The organism is Anabaena sp. WA102, assembly GCF_001277295.1.
Lineage (GTDB): Bacteria > Cyanobacteriota > Cyanobacteriia > Cyanobacteriales > Nostocaceae > Dolichospermum > Dolichospermum heterosporum.
This window is the reverse complement of sequence record NZ_CP011456.1, coordinates 3,260,619-3,280,533: the sequence shown is the minus strand read 5'-3', so window position 1 is coordinate 3,280,533 and position 19,915 is coordinate 3,260,619. Positions and strand designations below refer to the sequence as shown.

Below are 19,915 nucleotides of genomic sequence, written 5' to 3'. Positions count from 1 at the left end.
AGGTTTTTTCCGATCATTACCCGTCAAAATAAATTTGACGAACTACTAGATATGTTTGAACCGGATTTATATAGATTTGTAAGGGTTTGGCAGTGTTAAACCCTTGCATAAAAAGACCACAGAAATATTGTACATGGATTGGATTACTCTCCTGCGATCGCTACAATCTGACTTCCTAAAAAGGTTAACATCTGGTTGTCTACTTCATTGTCAAATAGAAGGTCAACATAGTGAATTAACTATTATTTCTGGTGAGAGATTAAAGGCATTACGGGAATTTTGCTGGTTAATGGCGGAAAAATATAAACGCACTTCTCCAGTCCGTGATGTTTTTATTAATAATCTTAAAGGTAAATTAGGCGAGGAAGTTGTTAAGGAAAGATTAGCTAATTTTATTACGGAAGTAGATTATGAAAAACGCTTTGGTGGTGATGGTAAAAGTGATTTTACACTCACTGCTAATTCTGCCATTGGCGTTGAAGTCAAATCTCGTCACGGTAGTATTGATAGAGTGAGATGGTCAGTTAGTGCCGAAGAAGTGGAAAAAAATGCAGTAATTGTCTGTATTTTGATTCAAGAAGAAGTCAATGAAGCACAATCTGCATATCATCTTTTTTTAGCTGGATTTCTACCCACGCAAATGATTAAATTGAAAACTGGGAAAATTTCCTTTGGGATTAATCAATTATTGTATGGTGGTGGTCTATTTTCCTATTTAGAACAATTTCCAATTTCAGCAAATTCTTATCCATCTAATTTATCTCAAAGTCAAATAATTAAACCCCAATCTACACCTGTTGATTTAACTATTTTTTATTTAGATCTTGGTGATGAATATTTCCAAAAAGGCGAGTATGCAGCAGCAATTAATAGTTATAATCAAGCCTTACAGTTTAATAATAGTGATGCTGACATTTATTATAAACTAGGCTTGGTTAATTATCAATTAGGCGAGTATCACACAGCAATTACTAACTATAGTCAGGCAATAAATATTAATATTAATCATCTGCAAGCATATCATCAAATAGGTTTGACACATTATCAAATAGGGAATTATCAAATAGCTATAGAGGCTTATACCCAAGCGATTATAATTAATCCCCATATTGCGATTAATTATAAAAATCGTGCTGATGTTCGCTCTCATATTGGTGATACTCAAGGAGCAATTGAAGATTATAATCAAGCAATTAAGCTGAATCCTGATTATATTACCACACAGAAAGATAGACAAATATCTCGTTACCTATTAGATGATCAACAGAAATCACAGCCAGTAATTAATATTGATTTTGATGATGCTATTGGGTATAAAAATCGTGGATATGATCGGTTTGAATTAGGAGATTATGAAGGAGCAATTGCTGACTATACCCAAGCCATTCAAATTAATCCTGATGATATTGATACTTATTATTGTCGGGGTAATGCTCATTTCGATTTAGGAAAATATGCAGCAGCAATCACCGATTATACTCAAGTAGTGAAAATGAACTCTCACTATATCAATGCTTATTATAACCGAGGAAACGCCCTATTAGAAATTGCAGACAAACAAGGAGCAGTAGCAGATTTTCATAAAGCCGCAGATTTATATTGGCAAGAAGGAAAATTAGCAGAATATCAAGATATAAAAGCTAGAATAATAGAATTAGAAATAGAAGCATCTTTAGATATTTTAAATTTTTAATCCCAATTTCATGAAGTCGGGGATCTCAACCTCTCGATATTTACAAAAATATCACTCAATCTCTTAATTGAGTCGCGCAAAAAAGAAGATGCGGGGGTTGACAATTGATTTTAAATTTGTTATCATAAAATAGATGAGGAAGAACTATCATAAAATAATTATAGTTGGAAGGAAACCCAACACATAATTTTTGCCGTTACAAAAAATGTAACCAGGTTCGATATAAGTTTAAGGTATGCTAACCTACTTAGAGATTAGAGGATGTTTGAAAAGTATCAGAATTAATCGAGATTCCCCCAACCCTCGGATGCTTTGCTACGGTGTAAGTAGGTGAGCGTTAAAAATTGTCGTTGGGGGAAGGCAGGGGGAAAGAGTTTGGGTAATTTATTTTTTGGTGTTCCCTTATTCCTCCTTTGTGGGAGACGCTATGGGAGATTATAGAGATTAAAAGATTGGGCGGATTAGGTTGTTTGCTATGATAAAAGTTACTAAAATCTGTGAAATCAGCGCAATCCGTCTAATCCGTGATTCAGACCCTTTTCCCCTCGTAATGCTTATGATCCGCAATTCTAACCTACTTACTTAGTTTCCATCCAATTATCCCCTGCATGAATATCAACAACTAAAGGCACAGATAAAGAAACAGCATTTTCCATCACCGACTTAATTTGTGGTTGTAATTCTTCCCATTCTTGGGGAGGAACTTCAAACACTAATTCATCATGAACTTGCAACAACAACCGCGCTTGATATTTCTTCAGAACTTCATGCAATTGCACCATTGCTATTTTGATAATATCTGCACTAGAACCTTGAATTGGTGCATTAGCAGCAGAACGGAGTAACCCAGCATCATATTGACCTAAATTCTTTAATTTCTGTAAATTAATATCTTCCAACTTACTACCTTTTAACTGCCGTAAACTATTACTAGTAAACTCAAAATAACGTCGTCTACCCAAAATAGTTTCCACATAACCATAGGCGATCGCTTCTTTTTTCACCTTCTCCAAATATGCAAAAACATTGGCATATCTTTCATTAAATCGCTCAATAAATAACTTCGCATCTATCGGATTTATCCCCGTTTCTCTAGCGAATTTTTGCGCTCCCATCCCATAAATTACTCCGAAATTAATCGTCTTCGCAAAACGCCGTTCATCTGAAGAAATATCTTCTTTCTCAAAGACTAATTTTGCCGTCACAGTATGAATATCTTCATTTTGCTGATAAGCTTGAATTAACACAGGTTCTTGACTCAAATGCGCCAAAATCCTTAACTCAATTTGTGAGTAATCAGCAGCTACCATAAACCAACCTGATTCCGGTAAAAAAGCTTTTCTAATTTGGCGGCTAAAAGCAGTGCGAATCGGGATATTTTGTAAATTGGGATGAGAAGAAGATAACCTACCTGTAGAAGTTGCAGTTTGGTTAAAATCAGTATGTAATCTTTGACTTTTGGGATGTACCAAAGCTGGTAAAGCATCTACATAGGTAGATTTTAATTTTGACAAAGTCCGATTTTCAATAATGGCTTCCACAAATCCAGTATTATCAACTCCTTGGAGTTTTTCTAAAGTTGCTGCGTCTGTAGAATAACCAGTTTGAATTTTGCGAGAATATTTGGTACTCAAGCCTAATTTATCGAAAAGAATATGACTCAATTGTTTAGGAGAACCTAAGTTAAATTTTTCTCCAGCAATTTCAGTAGCTATTATTTCTAACTTGGCTAATTCTATTTCTAATTGCTGTGAAAGTTCTTGCAGATAATCTGAATTAATCCGAACTCCTGTATATTCAACTTCCGCTAAAACTTCCTCTAATGGTTGTTCAACTTCATTTAATAGTTTATATAAAGTTGGAGTTTCTACTAACTTTTCCCGTAATTTCGAGACTAATGCAAATGTAGAATAAACATCCATTCCGCAATAATCAGCAACCGCAGCAATACTAATATCAGCGATAGTCTTTCCTTTAGGAACTAAATCTCCATAGCTTTTCGCACTCAATCCCAAATATCGCAAAGATAAATCACTTAAATTATGACTACTATCGGGATTAATCAAATAACTGGCTAACATCGTATCAAAAACCACTCCAGCTAAATTAATTCCTTGACACCGCAGAATTAAGCGATCAAATTTAGCATTTTGTAAAGCCTTGGGATAATCAGCACTTTCCAAAATCGGACGCAGTGCTTCTAATACTAAATCTCGACTTAAATTATCGCCGATTTTATGACCAATGGGAATATAAGCAAGTTCATCTGATTCCGTTCCCCAACAGCAACCAATTCCCACCAAATCCGCATCTCGTGGTTCTAAAGCAGTAGTTTCTGTATCCCAAGCAACGGGGTTTTCTGGATTTGTGAATTTTCTTAAAAGTTTTACCAATTCTGTTAATTTAGCTTCTGTATTAATAATGCGTGGTTGAATTGGTGAAGCATTTTGTTTTATTTCTTGTGCTGTATCATCTGCACTAAAAAACCATAAATCATCATCTGTTTCTGCTGTGATTTCCGCTACCTTATTTTCTACAACTTCTCCGCCAAATTTTTGTTGTATTTCATTAATTGTCTCTAAAAATCTTTTAAACTCTAATTTCTCTAAAATCGGAATCAGCAAGTTATTATCAAAACCCGTTAATTGACAATCTTCTAAATCAACTTCTAAGGGAACATCACAAACTATCTTAGCTAAGTAACGAGATTTTTCTGCGTCTTCTTTACCAGTAATTAGTTTTTTCTGAGTTGCACCTTTAATATCATCTATAGCTGCATAAATTTCTTCCAAAGAATTATAAGTATTTAATAATTGAACTGCTGTTTTTTCCCCAATTCCTTTAACTCCGGGAATATTATCTGATTTGTCACCACATAAGGCTTTAAAATCAACAATTTGTGTAGGTAATACGCCTAATTTCTCTTTTACTTCTTCGGCTCTAAATTCAGCAATACTATTTGTAGAACGTTTTAATGCTTCCGGAGTGAAGTTTAAAACAGTAATTTCTTTATCAGCATCAATTAGTTGAAATAAATCCCTATCCCCCGAAAGTATTTTAACTCGATATCCAGAGGTAGCGGCTTTTTGTGCCAATGTTCCTAGTACATCATCTGCTTCATAACCAGGTGCAGTGAGTATGGGTAAATTCAAGCTTTGTAATAACTCATAGAGGTTTTCTAAGTCGGGAATAAAGTCTTCTGGAGTTTCCGCACGTCCAGCCTTGTAAGTATCATCAGCTTCATGACGGAAAGTAGGTAAAGCCAAATCAAAAGCTACAGCTATAGCTTGCGGCTGTTGTGTGGCTATTACCTCTAGTAAACATTTAATAAAACCGAAACAAACACTGGTGGGGATACCAGCTTTTGTGCGAAGTCCTCCGTCTCTACCTTTAGCAAAAGCAAAGTAGGAACGAAAAGCTAGAGAATGTCCATCTACAAGGATGAATATGGGTTTGTTGATAACGGAAGAATTAAAAGTCAACTGCTTAACCAAATTAGAAACTTATTACATTCTAATTTTTTTTCTCCAGATTTAATATGCAACATAGTAGTCTATCAACCCGAAAATGACGGGTGAAGGCAAGCAGGGGGAGGAGGGAAGAACAGAAGTTTTTTGGCGTTGCTGAATCGAGGTATGAAATTTCCAAATTGAACCTTTAAAAATCAAACCTCAGTGCGTCTACTCTTCGAGATCACGAAGCGTGATTGCGCCTTTGCGTGAGACTAAAATTCATACCCTTAATCAGCAACGCCGTTTTTTCCGATCATTACCCATCAAAATAAATTTGACGAACTAATAAGAGACTTCCAAATAAAAAAATGTCCCAAAACTGATGCAGAAATTCTCTCTCTGTGTACTCTGTGCCTCTGTGGTTCGTTTCTTAGGATAATTTATTTCTTGGAAGTCTCTAAGTAATTGGACAAAAATATTTACAGTCATTGCGAGCGAAGGGAAGCAATCGCAAGGGTTGTGATTGCTTAATTTCACTTCGTTCCATATGGCTAACGCCACGCTGCGCTAACGCCACGCTGCGCTAACGCAATGACATTGTGTAATTAATTCTGTCTCATTACTTATACAACCGAAAATCATCCTTTAATCCATGAAACGTCCTATTTGTCAATAGTATATTTGTTCTACATAATTTCTGAGATAATTCCTGTCTAAAAATTCGTCTCAGAACTTGCTATTAATTAGTAAAGTTTTGTATTATTTTTCAGAATTTATTTCTCAAATAACCATAAATAAGGGCTTTTGAAGATAACCTTCTCAGACTTATAAAAAATTGACAGTAAAAAACCAATTATGAAATTCTTGATAATCCTACCAAATTGCTGAAAGTATTGCAAGCTCGTTGCTAAATAAAAATTATTCTCAATTAATTCTTAAGAAAATCTAAAGGTGAATTATCATAAGTTATGAATATTAAAAGTATTACCATCTTTACATAATTTTTACTTATACTGTTAAATTTTGTGATAACTTCCTTACCATTAATCAGGTGTTGATAAAATACAGCAACGCTTGGGTTGCTTTTCTGTTTCCAGTTCTAGGAATAATTTTATTATGCTACAAAGACTATACGTAAATAACTTCAGATGTTTAGAAAACTTTGAACTGACCATGAAAGAGATGCCATCTGCTCTTTTGATTGGCAAAAATGGTGTAGGTAAATCAACTATTGCTAAGGCATTGGAGGTACTTCAATCTATTGCTAGAGGTACAAATAGATTGCGGGATCTTGAGAAAGAGCCTCGCCTTATTGGCCCCAAAGATTTCGCTCATGGCAAGTCTGACGTTCCTATTCGATTAGAAATAGAAGTATTACTTAAAAATAAATTATATAAATATGTCTTAGCATTAGAGTTGCCAGAAAAATTTAAAGAACTGCGAGTTTTTGAAGAACAACTTCTAGTTGCAGGAAATTTAATTTATTCTCGAAAAGCCGCCCAAGTAACTATTCATAATAACGATAACGCACAAAATAAGGAAGCTCAGTTTTTAGTAGATTGGCATTTAGTGGCAATGCCAATAATTGGTAATGATAGTCTTCATGTTTTCAAGAATTGGCTTTCTGAGATGATTATTTTAGCACCAATTCCCAGTTCAATGACAGGAAATTCCCCTGGTGAAACTTTAGAACCAAAGCGAGATGGTTCAAATGTTGGAGAATGGCTTTCTGGGATACTTGGTCGTTATCCTGCTGCCTATAGAGAAATTGACAAATATCTCCGAAATATTATGCCGGATTTTCAAGATTTTGTCACTGAAATTATTGGTAAAGACTTGAAAACCCTAATTATTAGATTCGAAAAAAATAATGCGACTTTGAATGTTGATTTTCAAGATTTATCAGATGGTGAAAAATGCTTTTTTCTTTGTGCTGTGGTCTTAGCTGCCAATAAATTCTATGGACCAATTTTCTGTTTTTGGGATGAACCTGATAATTATCTTTCTCTATCAGAAGTAGGTCATTTTACCAAATCTCTACAACGTTCATTTAAAAATAGTGGACAAATTTTAGTAACTTCTCATAATCCTGAAGCAATTAGAGAATTCTCTGATGAAAATACCTTTTTCCTAGATCGAAAAAGTCACTTAGAACCAACTTTAATTAGATTGCTTAGTGAGATACCCAGTAGTGGTGATCTGATCAATGCTTTAATTTGTGGAGACATAGAATTATGAGTGTAGACAAGTATAATCCACACCTTATTATTTTACCGGAAGATGATCATAATCGTCAGATTGCTAATGGATTTAAAGAAGATTTAAGTGTAAATTTTGGTGTTATTCAAACTTTGAGAATAGCTGGTGGTTGGAAAAAAGTTCTAGAGGAATTTAAAAATAATCATATTAGTAGTATGCGACAATTTCCACAAAGAAATATGTTATTGCTGATTGATTTCGATGCTCAAGAAGATAGATTTAGTTATGCAAAAGATTATATTCCAGAGGATCTAAGAGATAGAGTATTTATTCTGGGGGTAAAAACTGAACCAAGAGATTTGAAAGAAGATGTGCTTAAAAATTTTAACCATATTAAAAGTCTTCAGAATATCGGAGAAGAACTTGCTAAAGAATGCGCTGAAAACAGAAATGGATTATGGGGACATGATCTTCTAATACACAATAAACCTGAGTTAGAACGGATGATTTTATCTGTTAAACCATTTCTGTTTCTAAAGTAAGTAGGTGGGCGTTAAAAATTGTCGTTGGGGCAAGGGAACAGGGAACTCTTAACTGGGAACAGGGAACAGGAAGAGAGTTTTGAGTGATTTTACTTTTCTTCACATACCTTTAAATTTTTCTGTTCACCTACTTAGAGTGAAAAATAAAATCCTAAAACAAATTAATCAGGTTGGTTTTGCTGTAATTCTTGTAATTATCATCATTTCCCTTATAATCAAGTTTACGCAACTAAGTAGGTGAACACAATAAAACCAAACTGTGTAAAGAAACGTAAAATCGCTGAAAACTTCTTTACTCTTGCCTCTTGCCTTGCTATAACGATAATTTTCAACGCCAACCTACTTAAGTCTCTACTGTTAATTTTTTACTGGAACTTCAATTTTTGGGGAATTTATGCACAAAGCACCTGCTGAAGTGAGTGATATTAAACTGTTGGTTTTAGATATAGACGGGACAATTGCTGGACATTCCAATACTCTCAGTCATATTGTCAAGGAAGTGATTGCTGCTGTACAAACAAAGGGAATTAAAGTTGCTATAGCAACAGGAAGAATGTATTGCTCGGCTTTGCGGTTTCATCAGGAAATTGGATCTACACTGCCTTTAGTAGCTTATCAAGGCGCTTGGATTCAAGATCCAAATACTCAGGAAATTCACCGTCATTTATCTGTGTCTAGAGAAATTGCCTTACAACTACTAGAATACTTTGAACAGCCAGATTTGCGATCGCTCCTCTCCGTGCATTTTTACATCAACGACCAACTTTATGTCCGAGAAATTACCAAAGAAACGGAAAATTATCAACAACGCTGTGGTGTAAACGCCATTCCCGTCGGTGATTTACGTCAATTATTAGATCATGCACCCACTAAAATTTTAGCCTTATGTGATGACGCAAACTTAATTCAACAACTTTTGGCTAATTTACGCCGCAGATATCAACCCACAGAATTATATATGACAACATCTGTGGCTACTTTCTTGGAAGCAGCTAATACTCATGTTAATAAAGGCAATGCTGTCCGCTATCTAGCAGAAGAAATACTAGGTTTAGAAAGTCATCATGTCATGACTATTGGTGATAATTTCAATGATGTAGAAATGCTCAGTTATGCTGGCATTAGTGTCGCCATGGGTGACGCACCAGCCGAAGTGCAAGCGATCGCTCACTGGGTAGCACCTAGTGTAGAATTAGATGGTGCAGCCATAGCAATGGAAAAATTCTTACTTAATTAAAAATCTACACATAAGAAAAGACACCGACGACTGGCCGTGTTTCGTCTCGGTGTCCTTCCTAATTTCGCTCCTCACACACCTGCGATTTTATGCGGAGATATTTATTTTGTCAAGATAATTTCTCAAAGATTTTGTAAAGTTGGTGTGAATATCAATAAATCGCAAAACCTGTAGGGGCGCAGGGCCTGCGCCCTCGATTGCATTGCATCCTGGCGATAACCGCTTAAAGTTCCACAGGTGCAACAATTCCCAACTTGTCCTCTAACACACACCTTAAAACCAACTGAGTTGCTATCAGCAATCCCAAGCGAGCTTGAGCTAATTCTGGATCATGAATTTTCACTTCCCCCCAAATCCGACAATTACACCAAAACCGCTCAAAAGCTTGACTTAAATTCCCACCTGCCTTTTCCCAGTCAATAGAACTACTATCAGCACAAACCAAATCATCTACCACCTTAACTAATTGATAAATTAGAAACCTCTCATCCAAGTGATCAAGAAGAAGTTTCTGCTCACAATTTAGCAAAGGTATAGAGTTGACAGCCATAAAACCATTAAAATCTGTCCTATCAAGTTCAATCAATCCTTCATTCTGTCCTAAGCGCAGCAAAGAACAGCAGCGGGAATGAGCATATTGAATTGCAAAAACCTTTAATGAACTTAATGAAGTTGGTAATTGGTCATCTAAAAAATTATTCACCAAATCTCCAGTTTTTTTGGCAACTATTAAATTTTGTAACCAAGCAGCTAAAGTAGAGTCCATGAGTTCTATATGAATCTCACCGGGGGGAACTACTTTCACCCTAAATAAACTATCACTGTTTTGGGATAAATGTCCGGCAATACTTTCGGCAAGCGTGGCGATAGCTCCAGCACCGTCCATAACTGTTAAATTCTGAGATTTTGATATTCTCATAGCCACACCAGAGATATATAAAATTTTTTGATTATATCCTCCTTGGTAGAGAGGAACTTTTATCCCTTTTATGCTTGTAATTTCCTCCTTATTAGTAAAAATACTGAGAGAAGACATTAAATACCCAGCTATTAACTGTTTAATTGCTTTATTTTGCCCAAAAAGTAGTCTATGCGACACGTATCCTTTTGTAAAAAAATTATGGTGTGCATCATTTTATCCTGTTCCATCTACCTTGAGATAGAAGTTTACTGATGTCGGGAAAAATGAGAGTAGGATGAAATTTGATAAATAATGTATAAAAAATGGGTAATCTTTACTACCCTTGTTGTACAGTAGGAAGTATAAGAAAAAATAGAGAGCAATTTAGCTTTCTATCCCATTGGAGGGCTGGCGCTGTTAGGCGTTATGCCTACCCCGTTAACACAAAGACACTCCTTGCACTTTTCTTATCAAGTCTTTGTTTTCAGCCAATAGCTCTTTGTTACCTATGCAATCTCCATCTTCCTTTTCCGAAGCTTCGCGTCCTTTCTTAACCTGGCAACGTATTCTTGACTGGGCCCAAGAACACTACCGCTGCCGCACCTTCAGTAAAGACGAGCGCATTCCAGCTAGACCTGGTTTGCTCTATTTAGTCCAAAGAGGTGCTATCCGCATGGTAGGAACTGCCCAAGTCAGTGCTACTGCTAGTCAGTTAACATCTAGACGCATTAACAGAACACCCGAAGAAGCCTTCTTGGGTTTTGTGGGAGCAGGACAACCTTTTGAAATTGTTGCTCAATCTCCATTCACCCTCCAGTCCTACGCCCACGTTGACCAAACAGCAGTGCTGTGGATGTACTGGCATGACCTAGACAACTGGCCTCACTTCCGCCGTGAAGTTATGGATGCTTTTAGATATCAGCACCAGCGCAAGTTGTTATGGTTGAGCGCTTTAGGACAACGTCGTACAATTGACCGACTCTTAGGATTCCTCACCCTACTGATTGAGGAATATGGAGAGCCTTCAATGAGCGAAACCGATCCTGATGTCATTCGTGGTTATTGCTTACCCTTCCCCCTTACCCATGCTCAAATTGGCAGCGCCATTGGTTCAACCCGTGTTACTGTCACTCGTTTAATGGGTAAATTACGTCAACGTGGCTTAATCCTTACCCAAGGAGATAATCTGATTTGCCTACCCGCTGAATCTATCAATAGAGCCAGCTAGAACGTAGTTCAAATCTCTAATGAGCAGTAGATTGATAGATGTTAACTGAGAGCTTGCCACTCTCGGACACACCAATGACAGGTATTAGCGGATTCTAACTAATCCAAGTTGGGTAATTAGTTCTGTCAGCCTGCTCCTCATCTTCACCAATCTGTTTGACCACCACAAGCAGATTTTGGGTAATCGGGTATGAAATGCAATACGTCTGGGACGAAAAGTTCTCTAGTGCCTTCATCAAGAACGCGGCACTGATAACGCTAGATCGGCAAATTGGGGCCACCCACCTGGTTCCAATTATTGATCTTGGCTGTGTAATATGAATATTTATCTGGGAATATTTCAAACTTTTAAGATCAGTTTTCTCTTCGTCTTAAAAATGCTTAAGTAGGGTTTGCACCAAAAAGTTGTCTGTGAGGGCTAGAAGTATGGCTAACGCCACCCTGCGCTATCAGGACGTAGGGGGGGAGTGAATAACTACGCATAAATTGCCAATTTCGGTGCAAGATTGTTAGTTATACATTATGTTTGAGGCATTATGAATGTTTAAATTACCAAATATACCTACATTACCCGAAATTATTGATGATCTGCCAAATATCTGCGGTTGGGAAAAGGAAGTGTTGACTGTAGTTAACCACAATGAACCTATTTTTTTACCGATTACTAATCTGAAATTAGCAGATATTAATGCAGTATTTGCGATCGCTCTACATATGCACCAACCCACTATCCCAGCCGGGAATAATGGTGCATTAATCAGCAATTTGCAATATATGTTTACACATCAGCAAGAGGGAGATAACCACAATGCTGCCCCTTTTGCTAGTTGTTATAGTCGCATGGGAGATTTTATTCCTGAATTAGTTGCACAAGGTTGTAATCCCCGTGTGATGTTGGATTATTCTGGTAATCTTTTATGGGGATTGGTACAAATGGGCAGAAGTGATATTCTAGATAATCTCAAACACATCACTTGCAATCCTACCTACCAACCCTATGTGGAATGGTTGGGGACTATGTGGAGTCATGCCGTCATCCCTTCCACACCTATAGCAGATATTAAACTACACATTATCGCTTGGCAACATTATTTTGCGGCAATTTTCGGATGGGAAGCATTAGCAAGAGTCAAAGGATTTTCCCCTCCAGAAATGCACTTACCAAACCATCCAGATACCTTATTTGCATTTATTAAAGCATTGAAAGAATGTGGTTATCGTTGGTTATTAGTGCAAGAACATACTGTAGAAACAATTAATGGTCAGCCTTTAAATTCTAAACATTTACCCCATCGGTTAATAGCTCGCAATTCCTACGGAGAAGAAATTAGTATTACTGCATTGATTAAAACCCAAGGTTCAGATACTAAATTAGTTGCCCAAATGCAGCCATATTATGAAGCCAAAACTTTATCTAAACAAAAATTAGGTGATGTTGTTGTACCCCCCATAGTTAGTCAAATAGGTGATGGTGAAAATGGTGGTGTAATGATGAACGAATTTCCCGGCGGTTTTCAACGAGCTTGGGGGGATATGGTGCAAAATGGGGGAGGTAAAACTGGTGTTGTTGGTGTTTGCGGTACAGAATATTTAGAATTATTAGCAGCAGCAGGTTGTCAACCCGAAGACTTTCCTATTTGTCAAGCAAGTGGACAACATCAAATCTGGGCGCAAATTGCCGAAGATAATTATCAACCAGATGTTGTAGAAAATGTGATTCAAGAACTGAAAAAAAAACACCCCAATTTTCATATTGATGGGGCATCATGGACTAATCATATTAGTTGGGTGCAAGGATACGAAAATGTTTTATCTCCCATGTACAAATTGAGCAATTTATTTCATGAGAAATTCGACGATTTATTATCAGAGCAATCCAGTGTAAATTTGACTCAAGACAGTCACTACCGCCAACTACTATTACATAATCTCTTATTACAAACTAGCTGTTTTCGTTATTGGGGGCAAGGTACTTGGACGGACTACGCCCAGGAAATTTACGGACGGGGAGAGAAATTACTTTAAGAGTTGGTGATTTTTATTTGTTTGAATCGGGATATTCAGGATGTTTTTGGATGATGTTTGGTGGGGGGTTGGTGATTTTTATTTGTCTGAATCAGGATTTCCAGGATATTCAGGATTTACAGGATGTTATTGGATGATGTTTGGTGGGGGGTTGGTGATTTTTATTTGTCTGAATCAGGATTTCCAGGATATTCAGGATTTACAGGATGTTATTGGATGATGTTTGGTGGGGGGTTGGTGATTTTTATTTGTCTGAATCAGGATTTCCAGGATATTCAGGATTTACAGGATGTTATTGGATGATGTTTGGTGGGGGGTTGGTGATTTTTATTTGTCTGAATCAGGATTTCCAGGATATTCAGGATATTCAGGATGTTATTGGATGATGTTTGGTGGGGGGTTGGTGATTCTTATTTGTCTGAATCAGGATTTCCAGGATATTCAGGATTTACAGGATGTTATTGGATGATGTTTGGTGGGGGGTTGGTGATTTTTATTTGTCTGAATCAGGATTTCCAGGATATTCAGGATTTACAGGATGTTATTGGATGATGTTTGGTGGGGGGTTGGTGATTTTTATTTGTTTGAATCAGGATTTCCAGGATATTCAGGATTTACAGGATGTTATTGGATGATGTTTGGTGGGGGGTTGGTGATTTTTATTTGTTTGAATCAGGATTTCCAGGATATTCAGGATTTACAGGATGTTATTGGATGATGTTTGGTGGGGGGTTGGTGATTTTTATTTGTCTGAATCAGGATTTCCAGGATATTCAGGATTTACAGGATGTTATTGGATGATGTTTGGTGGGGGGTTGGTGATTTTTATTTGTCTGAATCAGGATTTCCAGGATATCCAGGATTTACAGGATGTTATTGGATGATGTTTGGTGGGGGGTTGGTGATTTTTATTTGTTTGAATCAGGATTTCCAGGATATTCAGGATTTACAGGATGTTATTGGATGATGTTTGGTGGGGGGTTGGTGATTTTTATTTGTTTGAATCAGGATTTCCAGGATATCCAGGATTTACAGGATGTTATTGGATGATGTTTGGTGGGGGGTTGGTGATTTTTATTTGTTTGAATCAGGATTTCCAGGATATTCAGGATTTACAGGATGTTATTGGATGATGTTTGGTGGGGGGTTGGTGATTTTTATTTGTCTGAATCAGGATTTCCAGGATATTCAGGATTTACAGGATGTTATTGGATGATGTTTGGTGGGGGGTTGGTGATTTTTATTTGTCTGAATCAGGATTTCCAGGATATTCAGGTAATGATAATATCATAATCTTGTATATCCTTTAATCCTGTACTTCTACTTCGCTCAGTAACCAGATATCCTGATTCCGACAATCCAAAAATTTACTATAAGTAGGTGAACACAATAAAACCAAACTGTGTAAAGAAATGTAAAATCGCCCAAACCCTCTTCACTCTTGCCTCTTGCCTTTTGCCTTTTGCCTTGCCATAACGACAATTTTCAACACCAACCTACTTAGTGACATACTCCACACACTCCCTTTCAGGTGAGTGTGGGCAACGAGCGCGACTCTTCTATGAAGACATTAACTGAGCTTTAAGACCGTGTGTCCCACGGTTCTTTGGTTAAGCCAAACAATTAGCTTTTATTTTGATAGGCTGCTTTTGGTGCATTTAATTGAGTTACACCTAGTGTTGAAAATTATATCAAATATTTGAAAAAAAATCAAGAAAGTGTTCATTCCGCACTTCGTGCCGCTTCGCTAACATCGCCCAACAACACTGATTAAGCTGCGCTTAATTTTGTTCGTTGGGCAATTCCTGACTCGCGCGTATTGTATTCATCTCATCACTTCCCTATCGGGTAGGTGAGAGGCTTCTACTGTTTAAGCTAAACACGGTTCAGACATGGACTTTTACAAAATTACGAAAAACCTCAAGTCGTCTCATTCCCAGTCTCTGACTGGGAATGAATTCTAGAAGGCTCTGCCTTCAATGATATTAGAGGCAGAGCCTCATCAACTGCATTCCTAGTCAGAGACTAGGAACGAGATGTGGTAGGGATTTGAGCTTAAGTTGACACATATCAGCTTTTGCTTTACCCCTACTACGCATCTGGGTTCTTTGTCATTTGGCAAAAGTTTAAATCTCACCCATGTTTAGTATATATATGCGCGCACAGATTTCTACTCTTAACATAAGTGTAAACCAAAATTTTCGTCTTGTCAAGTCTTGAAGTAAATTAAATTGTCCCCATCTGGGAGAGAAAAGAATTTAGAAAGGGCAAATCTCGGATATGATTCTGGGATATCCTTAGATAGAAAGGATATTGGCGAAATTAAAGTAGAATGAAGCTGGCAGCAAGAGTAAGTCAGGTAACACCCTCCATCACTTTAGCCATCGCAGCTAAAGCTAAGGCTATGAAAGCCGAGGGGATAGATGTTTGTAGTTTTAGCGCGGGTGAACCGGATTTTGATACCCCAGCGCATATCAAAGCCGCAGCCGCAAAGGCTTTGGATGAAGGTAAAACCAAGTATGGTCCAGCCGCTGGTGAACCAAAATTACGGGAAGCGATCGCACACAAGCTGAAAAATGATAATGGTCTTAATTATAAGTCAGAGAATGTCCTTGTCACCAATGGCGGTAAGCATTCTCTGTATAATTTGATTGTGGCACTGATTGACCCAGGTGATGAGGTAATTATTCCCTCACCCTACTGGTTAAGTTATCCCGAAATGGTGACATTAGTTGGTGGTAAGTCGGTGATTGTGGAAACAGATGCTTCCACTGGCTACAAAATTACTCCAGAACAGCTAAAAAAAGCTATTACCCCAAAAACCAAGTTATTTGTTCTTAACTCCCCTTCTAACCCCACAGGGATGGTATACACGCCGGGGGAAATCAAAGCCTTGGCGCAGGTAATAGTTGATGCAGATATCTATGTTGTGTCTGATGAGATTTACGAGAAGATTCTCTATGATGGTGCAGAACATATCAGCATTGGTTCTTTAGGTGAGGAAATTTTTTCTCGCACCTTAATTAGTAGCGGTTTCGCTAAAGGTTACTCAATGACCGGTTGGCGCTTGGGTTATTTAGCTGGACCTGTGGAAATTATCAAAGCCGCTAGTACCATTCAGGGACATAGTACATCAAATGTGTGTACTTTTGCTCAATATGGAGCGATCGCCGCTTTAGAAAGTTCCCAAGACTGTGTAGAGGAAATGCGTCAAGCTTTCGCTAAACGTCGTCAGGTAATGTTTGAAAGACTCAAAGCTATTCCGGGTTTGAGTACCGCTAAACCAGACGGTGCATTTTACCTCTTCCCTGATATCAGCAAAACCGGCTTGAAATCCCTGGAATTTTGTGATGCTTTATTAGCAGAACATCAAGTTGCACTTATTCCCGGTGTTGCTTTCGGCGCTGATAAAAATATTCGTCTTTCCTACGCTACTGATATGACGACAATTGAAAAGGGAATGGATAGATTAGAGAAATTCGTCCGTTCTCGGATTTAGCATAATTTCTAATTCCCGAAACTCAAGACTTAAAAGTTTTGAGTTTTCGGTATCAGTGACTTTTTTTAGGGTGCATTCTCAATATGAATAATGTCTATTCGGTGTTAATAATTGCGATTTCTCTATTACTGAGAATATATAATCTTGCTAATAATCCTATTGCCTTAAATCAAGATGAAGCCATAAATGGTTATGACGCATACTCCCTAATTGCTACCATGCGGGATCATCATGGGAATTTTCTGCCAATTATGTTGGAATCTTTTGGTGATTGGGTATCACCTGTTATCACTTATATCACAATTCCTTTTGTACAATTATTCGGATTATCAGAATTTTCGATCCGCTTACCTGTTGCCTTATTAGGAGTGGGTACGGTCGTTCTCATATACTTATTTAGTCTACAAGTTCTTAATGATAAAAAATTAGCCTTAATAGCTGCTTTTCTTCTGGCAATTATACCCTGGCATATCACCCTTTCCAGATGGGCTATTCCTCCCAGCATTGTGCCATTTTTTATGCTGTTATTTATGACAGTATTTTTATGGGCTGTTAAAAACAATCCAAAACAATCTTATAGGTTAATTATAGCATCCATTTGTGCAGGAATACTAACCTATTCTTACCCAAGTCAAAAATTATTTGTGCCACTTCTATTAATAGCATTAATGATAATTTTCTTGCGTAAGAATATCACTAAAATAACCATATTTTTATTAAGTTATATCATTTTTGTATCGCCAATATATTTATTAACTTTTGCTGATCCTGATAGATACAACGGTAGGTTTAAGATTGTTTCAATTTTTGGTCAAGAAGAAAATATATTTATTATTTTTGGGAAATTTTTATTAAGATATTTGAGCTATTTTTCACCAGAGTTTAACTTTGGTATTAGTGATTCTAATGTTATGCAGAGAGTTCCCGGCTTTGGTGCTAATTATGATTTTCTATCAGTATTTTTTTATATAGGAATTCTGGGATGTTTTACTCTAGCTTTTAAGAAAGATAGTTTAACTTATCCACATCGTCAGATCATCTTATTATTACTTGCATGGCTTTTTATTGCCCCAATTCCTGCCAGTTTAACAGAAACATATTACCATACATTAAGAATGATTCATGGATTACCTTTAACTATTATATTTGTGATTTTTGGGTTAAAAATAATAGTTGATTCCATAAAAGATATCCAACTAAAAAAGAAGTTGATTGTGATTGTGATCTTTCTAGGAATAATGAATATTCCTAGTTTTAGTTATGTTTATTTTCATAGATATCCTCAACAAACCCTGACTAGAGAAATGTTCCAATATGGAATTAAGGATTTCATGAATTATGTAATTATTAATCAGGATAGATTTAATAAAATAGTCATTGATAATCAAATAAATCAGCCATATATCTATTATCTATTTTATGCAAAATATGATCCAAAGTTAATTAATCATCTGGAAATTCAGCCAGATAAAGAAATTAAAAAAGTTGGTAAATATGAATTTAGAAACATTGATAATCAAGAGATTATCAATACCCAAGAAATATATCAAGTTAATGATAAAGATAGAATTTGGTATAAAATCTATGAAAGAAATGATCGGGTTCTATTTGTTAAAAAAGTAACCTAAAATCAAATCAAACCCATTTCCTTTAAACCTTGATAAAGTCGTTTTGCTTCTTCAGGGTTGTTTAATTCATGGAGAGAAATGGCATATTCAAAAGCTTCTAAACTACCTTGAACATCGCCAATTTTCAAGAGTACAACCCCTAAATTTTGATAAGCTTCTGCATAATCAGGATTCAAATTAATGGCGTTATTATAGGCATCAATAGCTTCACGAAATAACCCCATTGCTTTGCATACCATCCCTAAATTATAATAACCTGTTACAAAATTAGGATCAATTTTTATGGCTGTTTCATAAGCAATTTTTGCTGCTGGTAAATCTCCTACATTTTTGAGTAAATTTCCTAAATTATTATATCCTCCTAATTTCAAAAGGGGATAGATAGGCAATTTCACCGCAGCTTGATAATGAGAAATAGCTGGGGATAAATTTTGTAAATTCGTGTAGGCAATTCCTAAATGGTAATGTAATTCATATAAAATATCGTAATTTATATCTTCATCAAAATCAACTGCAAATTTCTGTGACTGCGAATGTTTAAATTTACTTAACGTTTTTTTTTCTTCATTAACCTGATTACCAATTAATTGATTTAATCCTCGATTTAATAACTCCATACCCGCATCAATTTTCCCCATTTGCATATACAAAGCTCCCAATTTACTGCATACATAAGCATCATTGGGGTGACTGGCAAAAAACTCTTCCATTGCGGCTGCGGCTTTAGCATATTTATTCTGTTCATTAATTACAGCTTTTTGATAACCTGTATGGAGAATTGCTACTCCTGGTAAATAACCAATTTGCCAATGTGGTTCTTGAGTGAGAATTGCGGTGACACTATCATCAATTAAAGCATGATAAGGGCGATCAAAAGATATATTAGGATGATAACGAAATAGTCGAGAAACCAGAGAATAAGGTGATTGTGTTGAACCGACTTCTTGACGTACTAAATTAATTACCAAATATTCTTCTTTGCTAATAACTGTTTTAAGTAAGGGGATAATTTCATCTGTCAAAGTTTCATCAGCATCTAAAACTAAAATCCAATCACCTGTCACATATTTTAAAGCTTCATTTCGAGCCGAACTAAAGTTATTATTCCAGGGGAAATAATACACTTTAGCCCCAAATTGTTGAGCAATTTGTGGGGTTTTGTCAGTTGAACCCGTATCAAGAACTACAATTTCATCAACAAAATTATTAACACTTCCTAGACATTTTGGTAAGCTAGTTTCTTCATTTTTTACAATCATACAGAGACTGATTTTCATCTGGTAACACTATGGTATTTACAACTATGGTTAATAATACAGCAGAAGTCAAGAACCAATACAATTCAATTAACAATACCTCTAGGTTGAGGTACGTTCACGAAGTGTGGCGATAGCTTGCGTGGCGACGTAGGAGCCATAGCCATAACCCAACAAATGCGTCGGGTTGCGCTGTCGCTTAACCCGACCTACAAAAAATGGAGAAGGTATTGATTAAGAAATTGTTTTACCTCTG

The 19,915-nt window shown here is 36.5% G+C and carries 16 protein-coding genes; 13 read left to right on the top strand and 3 right to left on the bottom strand.

Going from position 1 to position 19,915, the window contains the following annotated elements:
• The first annotated feature begins 133 nt into the window (after nt 1-133).
• The gene (locus AA650_RS14170; protein ID WP_039201332.1) at nt 134-1,693 is read left to right on the top strand and encodes a tetratricopeptide repeat protein; all 1,560 of its coding nucleotides are present in this window, start codon (nt 134-136) and stop codon (nt 1,691-1,693) included.
• A gap of 578 nt (nt 1,694-2,271) precedes the next feature.
• On the opposite strand, the gene polA is transcribed toward AA650_RS14170, so the two are convergent.
• Nucleotides 2,272-5,175, bottom strand: coding sequence for a DNA polymerase I (gene polA / locus AA650_RS14165; RefSeq protein ID WP_199924255.1), 2,904 nt, complete (start codon nt 5,173-5,175; stop codon nt 2,272-2,274).
• Between the two features lie 1,086 nt (nt 5,176-6,261).
• Here polA and AA650_RS14160 point away from each other — a divergent pair.
• The 3 genes from AA650_RS14160 to AA650_RS14150 all read left to right on the top strand — a co-directional run bounded on the left by AA650_RS14160 (nt 6,262) and on the right by AA650_RS14150 (nt 9,123).
• Nucleotides 6,262-7,383 carry an AAA family ATPase gene (locus AA650_RS14160; RefSeq protein ID WP_053539498.1) on the top strand — a complete coding sequence of 374 codons (1,122 nt, stop codon included), beginning with the start codon at nt 6,262-6,264 and terminating at the stop codon, nt 7,381-7,383.
• Complete coding sequence (locus tag AA650_RS14155; protein ID WP_053539497.1) at nt 7,380-7,886, top strand: hypothetical protein; 507 nt, start codon at nt 7,380-7,382, stop codon at nt 7,884-7,886. Before AA650_RS14160 ends, AA650_RS14155 begins: the two co-directional genes overlap by 4 nt.
• A gap of 394 nt (nt 7,887-8,280) precedes the next feature.
• Nucleotides 8,281-9,123 carry a Cof-type HAD-IIB family hydrolase gene (locus tag AA650_RS14150; RefSeq protein WP_053539496.1) on the top strand — a complete coding sequence of 281 codons (843 nt, stop codon included), beginning with the start codon at nt 8,281-8,283 and terminating at the stop codon, nt 9,121-9,123.
• 223 nt (nt 9,124-9,346) lie between these two features.
• On the opposite strand, the gene AA650_RS14145 is transcribed toward AA650_RS14150, so the two are convergent.
• The gene (locus AA650_RS14145) at nt 9,347-10,159 is read right to left on the bottom strand and encodes a DALR anticodon-binding domain-containing protein (RefSeq protein WP_071992741.1); all 813 of its coding nucleotides are present in this window, start codon (nt 10,157-10,159) and stop codon (nt 9,347-9,349) included.
• A 373-nt stretch (nt 10,160-10,532) separates the two neighbouring features.
• Here AA650_RS14145 and AA650_RS14140 point away from each other — a divergent pair, with 373 nt between their 5' ends.
• The 9 genes from AA650_RS14140 (at nt 10,533) to AA650_RS14090 (ending at nt 18,403) form a co-directional block, all read left to right on the top strand.
• Complete coding sequence (locus AA650_RS14140; protein WP_027401051.1) at nt 10,533-11,252, top strand: Crp/Fnr family transcriptional regulator; 720 nt, start codon at nt 10,533-10,535, stop codon at nt 11,250-11,252.
• A gap of 539 nt (nt 11,253-11,791) precedes the next feature.
• Nucleotides 11,792-13,276 carry a glycosyl hydrolase family 57 gene (locus AA650_RS14135; RefSeq protein ID WP_053539494.1) on the top strand — a complete coding sequence of 495 codons (1,485 nt, stop codon included), beginning with the start codon at nt 11,792-11,794 and terminating at the stop codon, nt 13,274-13,276.
• A gap of 123 nt (nt 13,277-13,399) precedes the next feature.
• A complete protein-coding gene (locus AA650_RS27965) occupies nt 13,400-13,579 on the top strand; it encodes a hypothetical protein (protein WP_053539490.1) in 180 nt (59 codons plus the stop codon).
• 69 nt (nt 13,580-13,648) lie between these two features.
• A complete protein-coding gene (locus tag AA650_RS14120; protein WP_053539491.1) occupies nt 13,649-13,828 on the top strand; it encodes a hypothetical protein in 180 nt (59 codons plus the stop codon).
• A 69-nt stretch (nt 13,829-13,897) separates the two neighbouring features.
• Complete coding sequence (locus AA650_RS27960) at nt 13,898-14,077, top strand: hypothetical protein (protein WP_053539489.1); 180 nt, start codon at nt 13,898-13,900, stop codon at nt 14,075-14,077.
• The gene (locus AA650_RS27955; protein ID WP_199924254.1) at nt 14,064-14,243 is read left to right on the top strand and encodes a hypothetical protein; all 180 of its coding nucleotides are present in this window, start codon (nt 14,064-14,066) and stop codon (nt 14,241-14,243) included. Before AA650_RS27960 ends, AA650_RS27955 begins: the two co-directional genes overlap by 14 nt.
• The gene (locus tag AA650_RS28710; protein WP_234413183.1) at nt 14,230-14,409 is read left to right on the top strand and encodes a hypothetical protein; all 180 of its coding nucleotides are present in this window, start codon (nt 14,230-14,232) and stop codon (nt 14,407-14,409) included. The genes AA650_RS27955 and AA650_RS28710 overlap by 14 nt, the downstream gene beginning before the upstream one ends.
• A 1,199-nt stretch (nt 14,410-15,608) precedes the next feature.
• Nucleotides 15,609-16,775: a pyridoxal phosphate-dependent aminotransferase gene (locus tag AA650_RS14095; RefSeq protein ID WP_053539488.1), complete on the top strand. Its 1,167-nt coding sequence runs from the start codon at nt 15,609-15,611 to the stop codon at nt 16,773-16,775.
• Nucleotides 16,776-16,858: 83 nt separating this feature from the next.
• Entirely contained in the window at nt 16,859-18,403 is a 1,545-nt protein-coding gene (locus AA650_RS14090) for a phospholipid carrier-dependent glycosyltransferase (protein WP_053539487.1), read from the top strand.
• A 2-nt stretch (nt 18,404-18,405) separates the two neighbouring features.
• Here the strand turns inward: AA650_RS14090 and AA650_RS14085 are convergent, their stop codons facing one another.
• Nucleotides 18,406-19,680, bottom strand: a complete 1,275-nt coding sequence (locus AA650_RS14085) for a glycosyltransferase (RefSeq protein ID WP_081424223.1) — start codon at nt 19,678-19,680, stop codon at nt 18,406-18,408.
• Between the last annotated feature and the right edge of the window lie 235 nt (nt 19,681-19,915).

Excerpts from the sequence above, each read along its gene's own strand:
- AA650_RS14160 (WP_053539498.1), top strand. The coding sequence starts at position 6,262 with ATGCTACAAAGACTATACGTAAATAACTTCAGATGTTTAGAAAACTTT.
- AA650_RS14170 (WP_039201332.1), top strand. The coding sequence starts at position 134 with ATGGATTGGATTACTCTCCTGCGATCGCTACAATCTGACTTCCTAAAA.
- AA650_RS14135 (WP_053539494.1), top strand. The coding sequence starts at position 11,792 with ATGTTTAAATTACCAAATATACCTACATTACCCGAAATTATTGATGAT.
- AA650_RS14145 (WP_071992741.1), bottom strand. The coding sequence starts at position 10,159 with ATGTCTTCTCTCAGTATTTTTACTAATAAGGAGGAAATTACAAGCATA.
- AA650_RS27955 (WP_199924254.1), top strand. The coding sequence starts at position 14,064 with ATGTTATTGGATGATGTTTGGTGGGGGGTTGGTGATTTTTATTTGTCT.
- AA650_RS27960 (WP_053539489.1), top strand. The coding sequence starts at position 13,898 with ATGTTATTGGATGATGTTTGGTGGGGGGTTGGTGATTTTTATTTGTTT.
- AA650_RS14150 (WP_053539496.1), top strand. The coding sequence starts at position 8,281 with ATGCACAAAGCACCTGCTGAAGTGAGTGATATTAAACTGTTGGTTTTA.
- AA650_RS14090 (WP_053539487.1), top strand. The coding sequence starts at position 16,859 with ATGAATAATGTCTATTCGGTGTTAATAATTGCGATTTCTCTATTACTG.
- AA650_RS14085 (WP_081424223.1), bottom strand. The coding sequence starts at position 19,680 with ATGAAAATCAGTCTCTGTATGATTGTAAAAAATGAAGAAACTAGCTTA.
- AA650_RS14120 (WP_053539491.1), top strand. The coding sequence starts at position 13,649 with ATGTTATTGGATGATGTTTGGTGGGGGGTTGGTGATTCTTATTTGTCT.
- AA650_RS28710 (WP_234413183.1), top strand. The coding sequence starts at position 14,230 with ATGTTATTGGATGATGTTTGGTGGGGGGTTGGTGATTTTTATTTGTTT.
- AA650_RS27965 (WP_053539490.1), top strand. The coding sequence starts at position 13,400 with ATGTTATTGGATGATGTTTGGTGGGGGGTTGGTGATTTTTATTTGTCT.
- AA650_RS14155 (WP_053539497.1), top strand. The coding sequence starts at position 7,380 with ATGAGTGTAGACAAGTATAATCCACACCTTATTATTTTACCGGAAGAT.
- AA650_RS14095 (WP_053539488.1), top strand. The coding sequence starts at position 15,609 with ATGAAGCTGGCAGCAAGAGTAAGTCAGGTAACACCCTCCATCACTTTA.
- AA650_RS14140 (WP_027401051.1), top strand. The coding sequence starts at position 10,533 with ATGCAATCTCCATCTTCCTTTTCCGAAGCTTCGCGTCCTTTCTTAACC.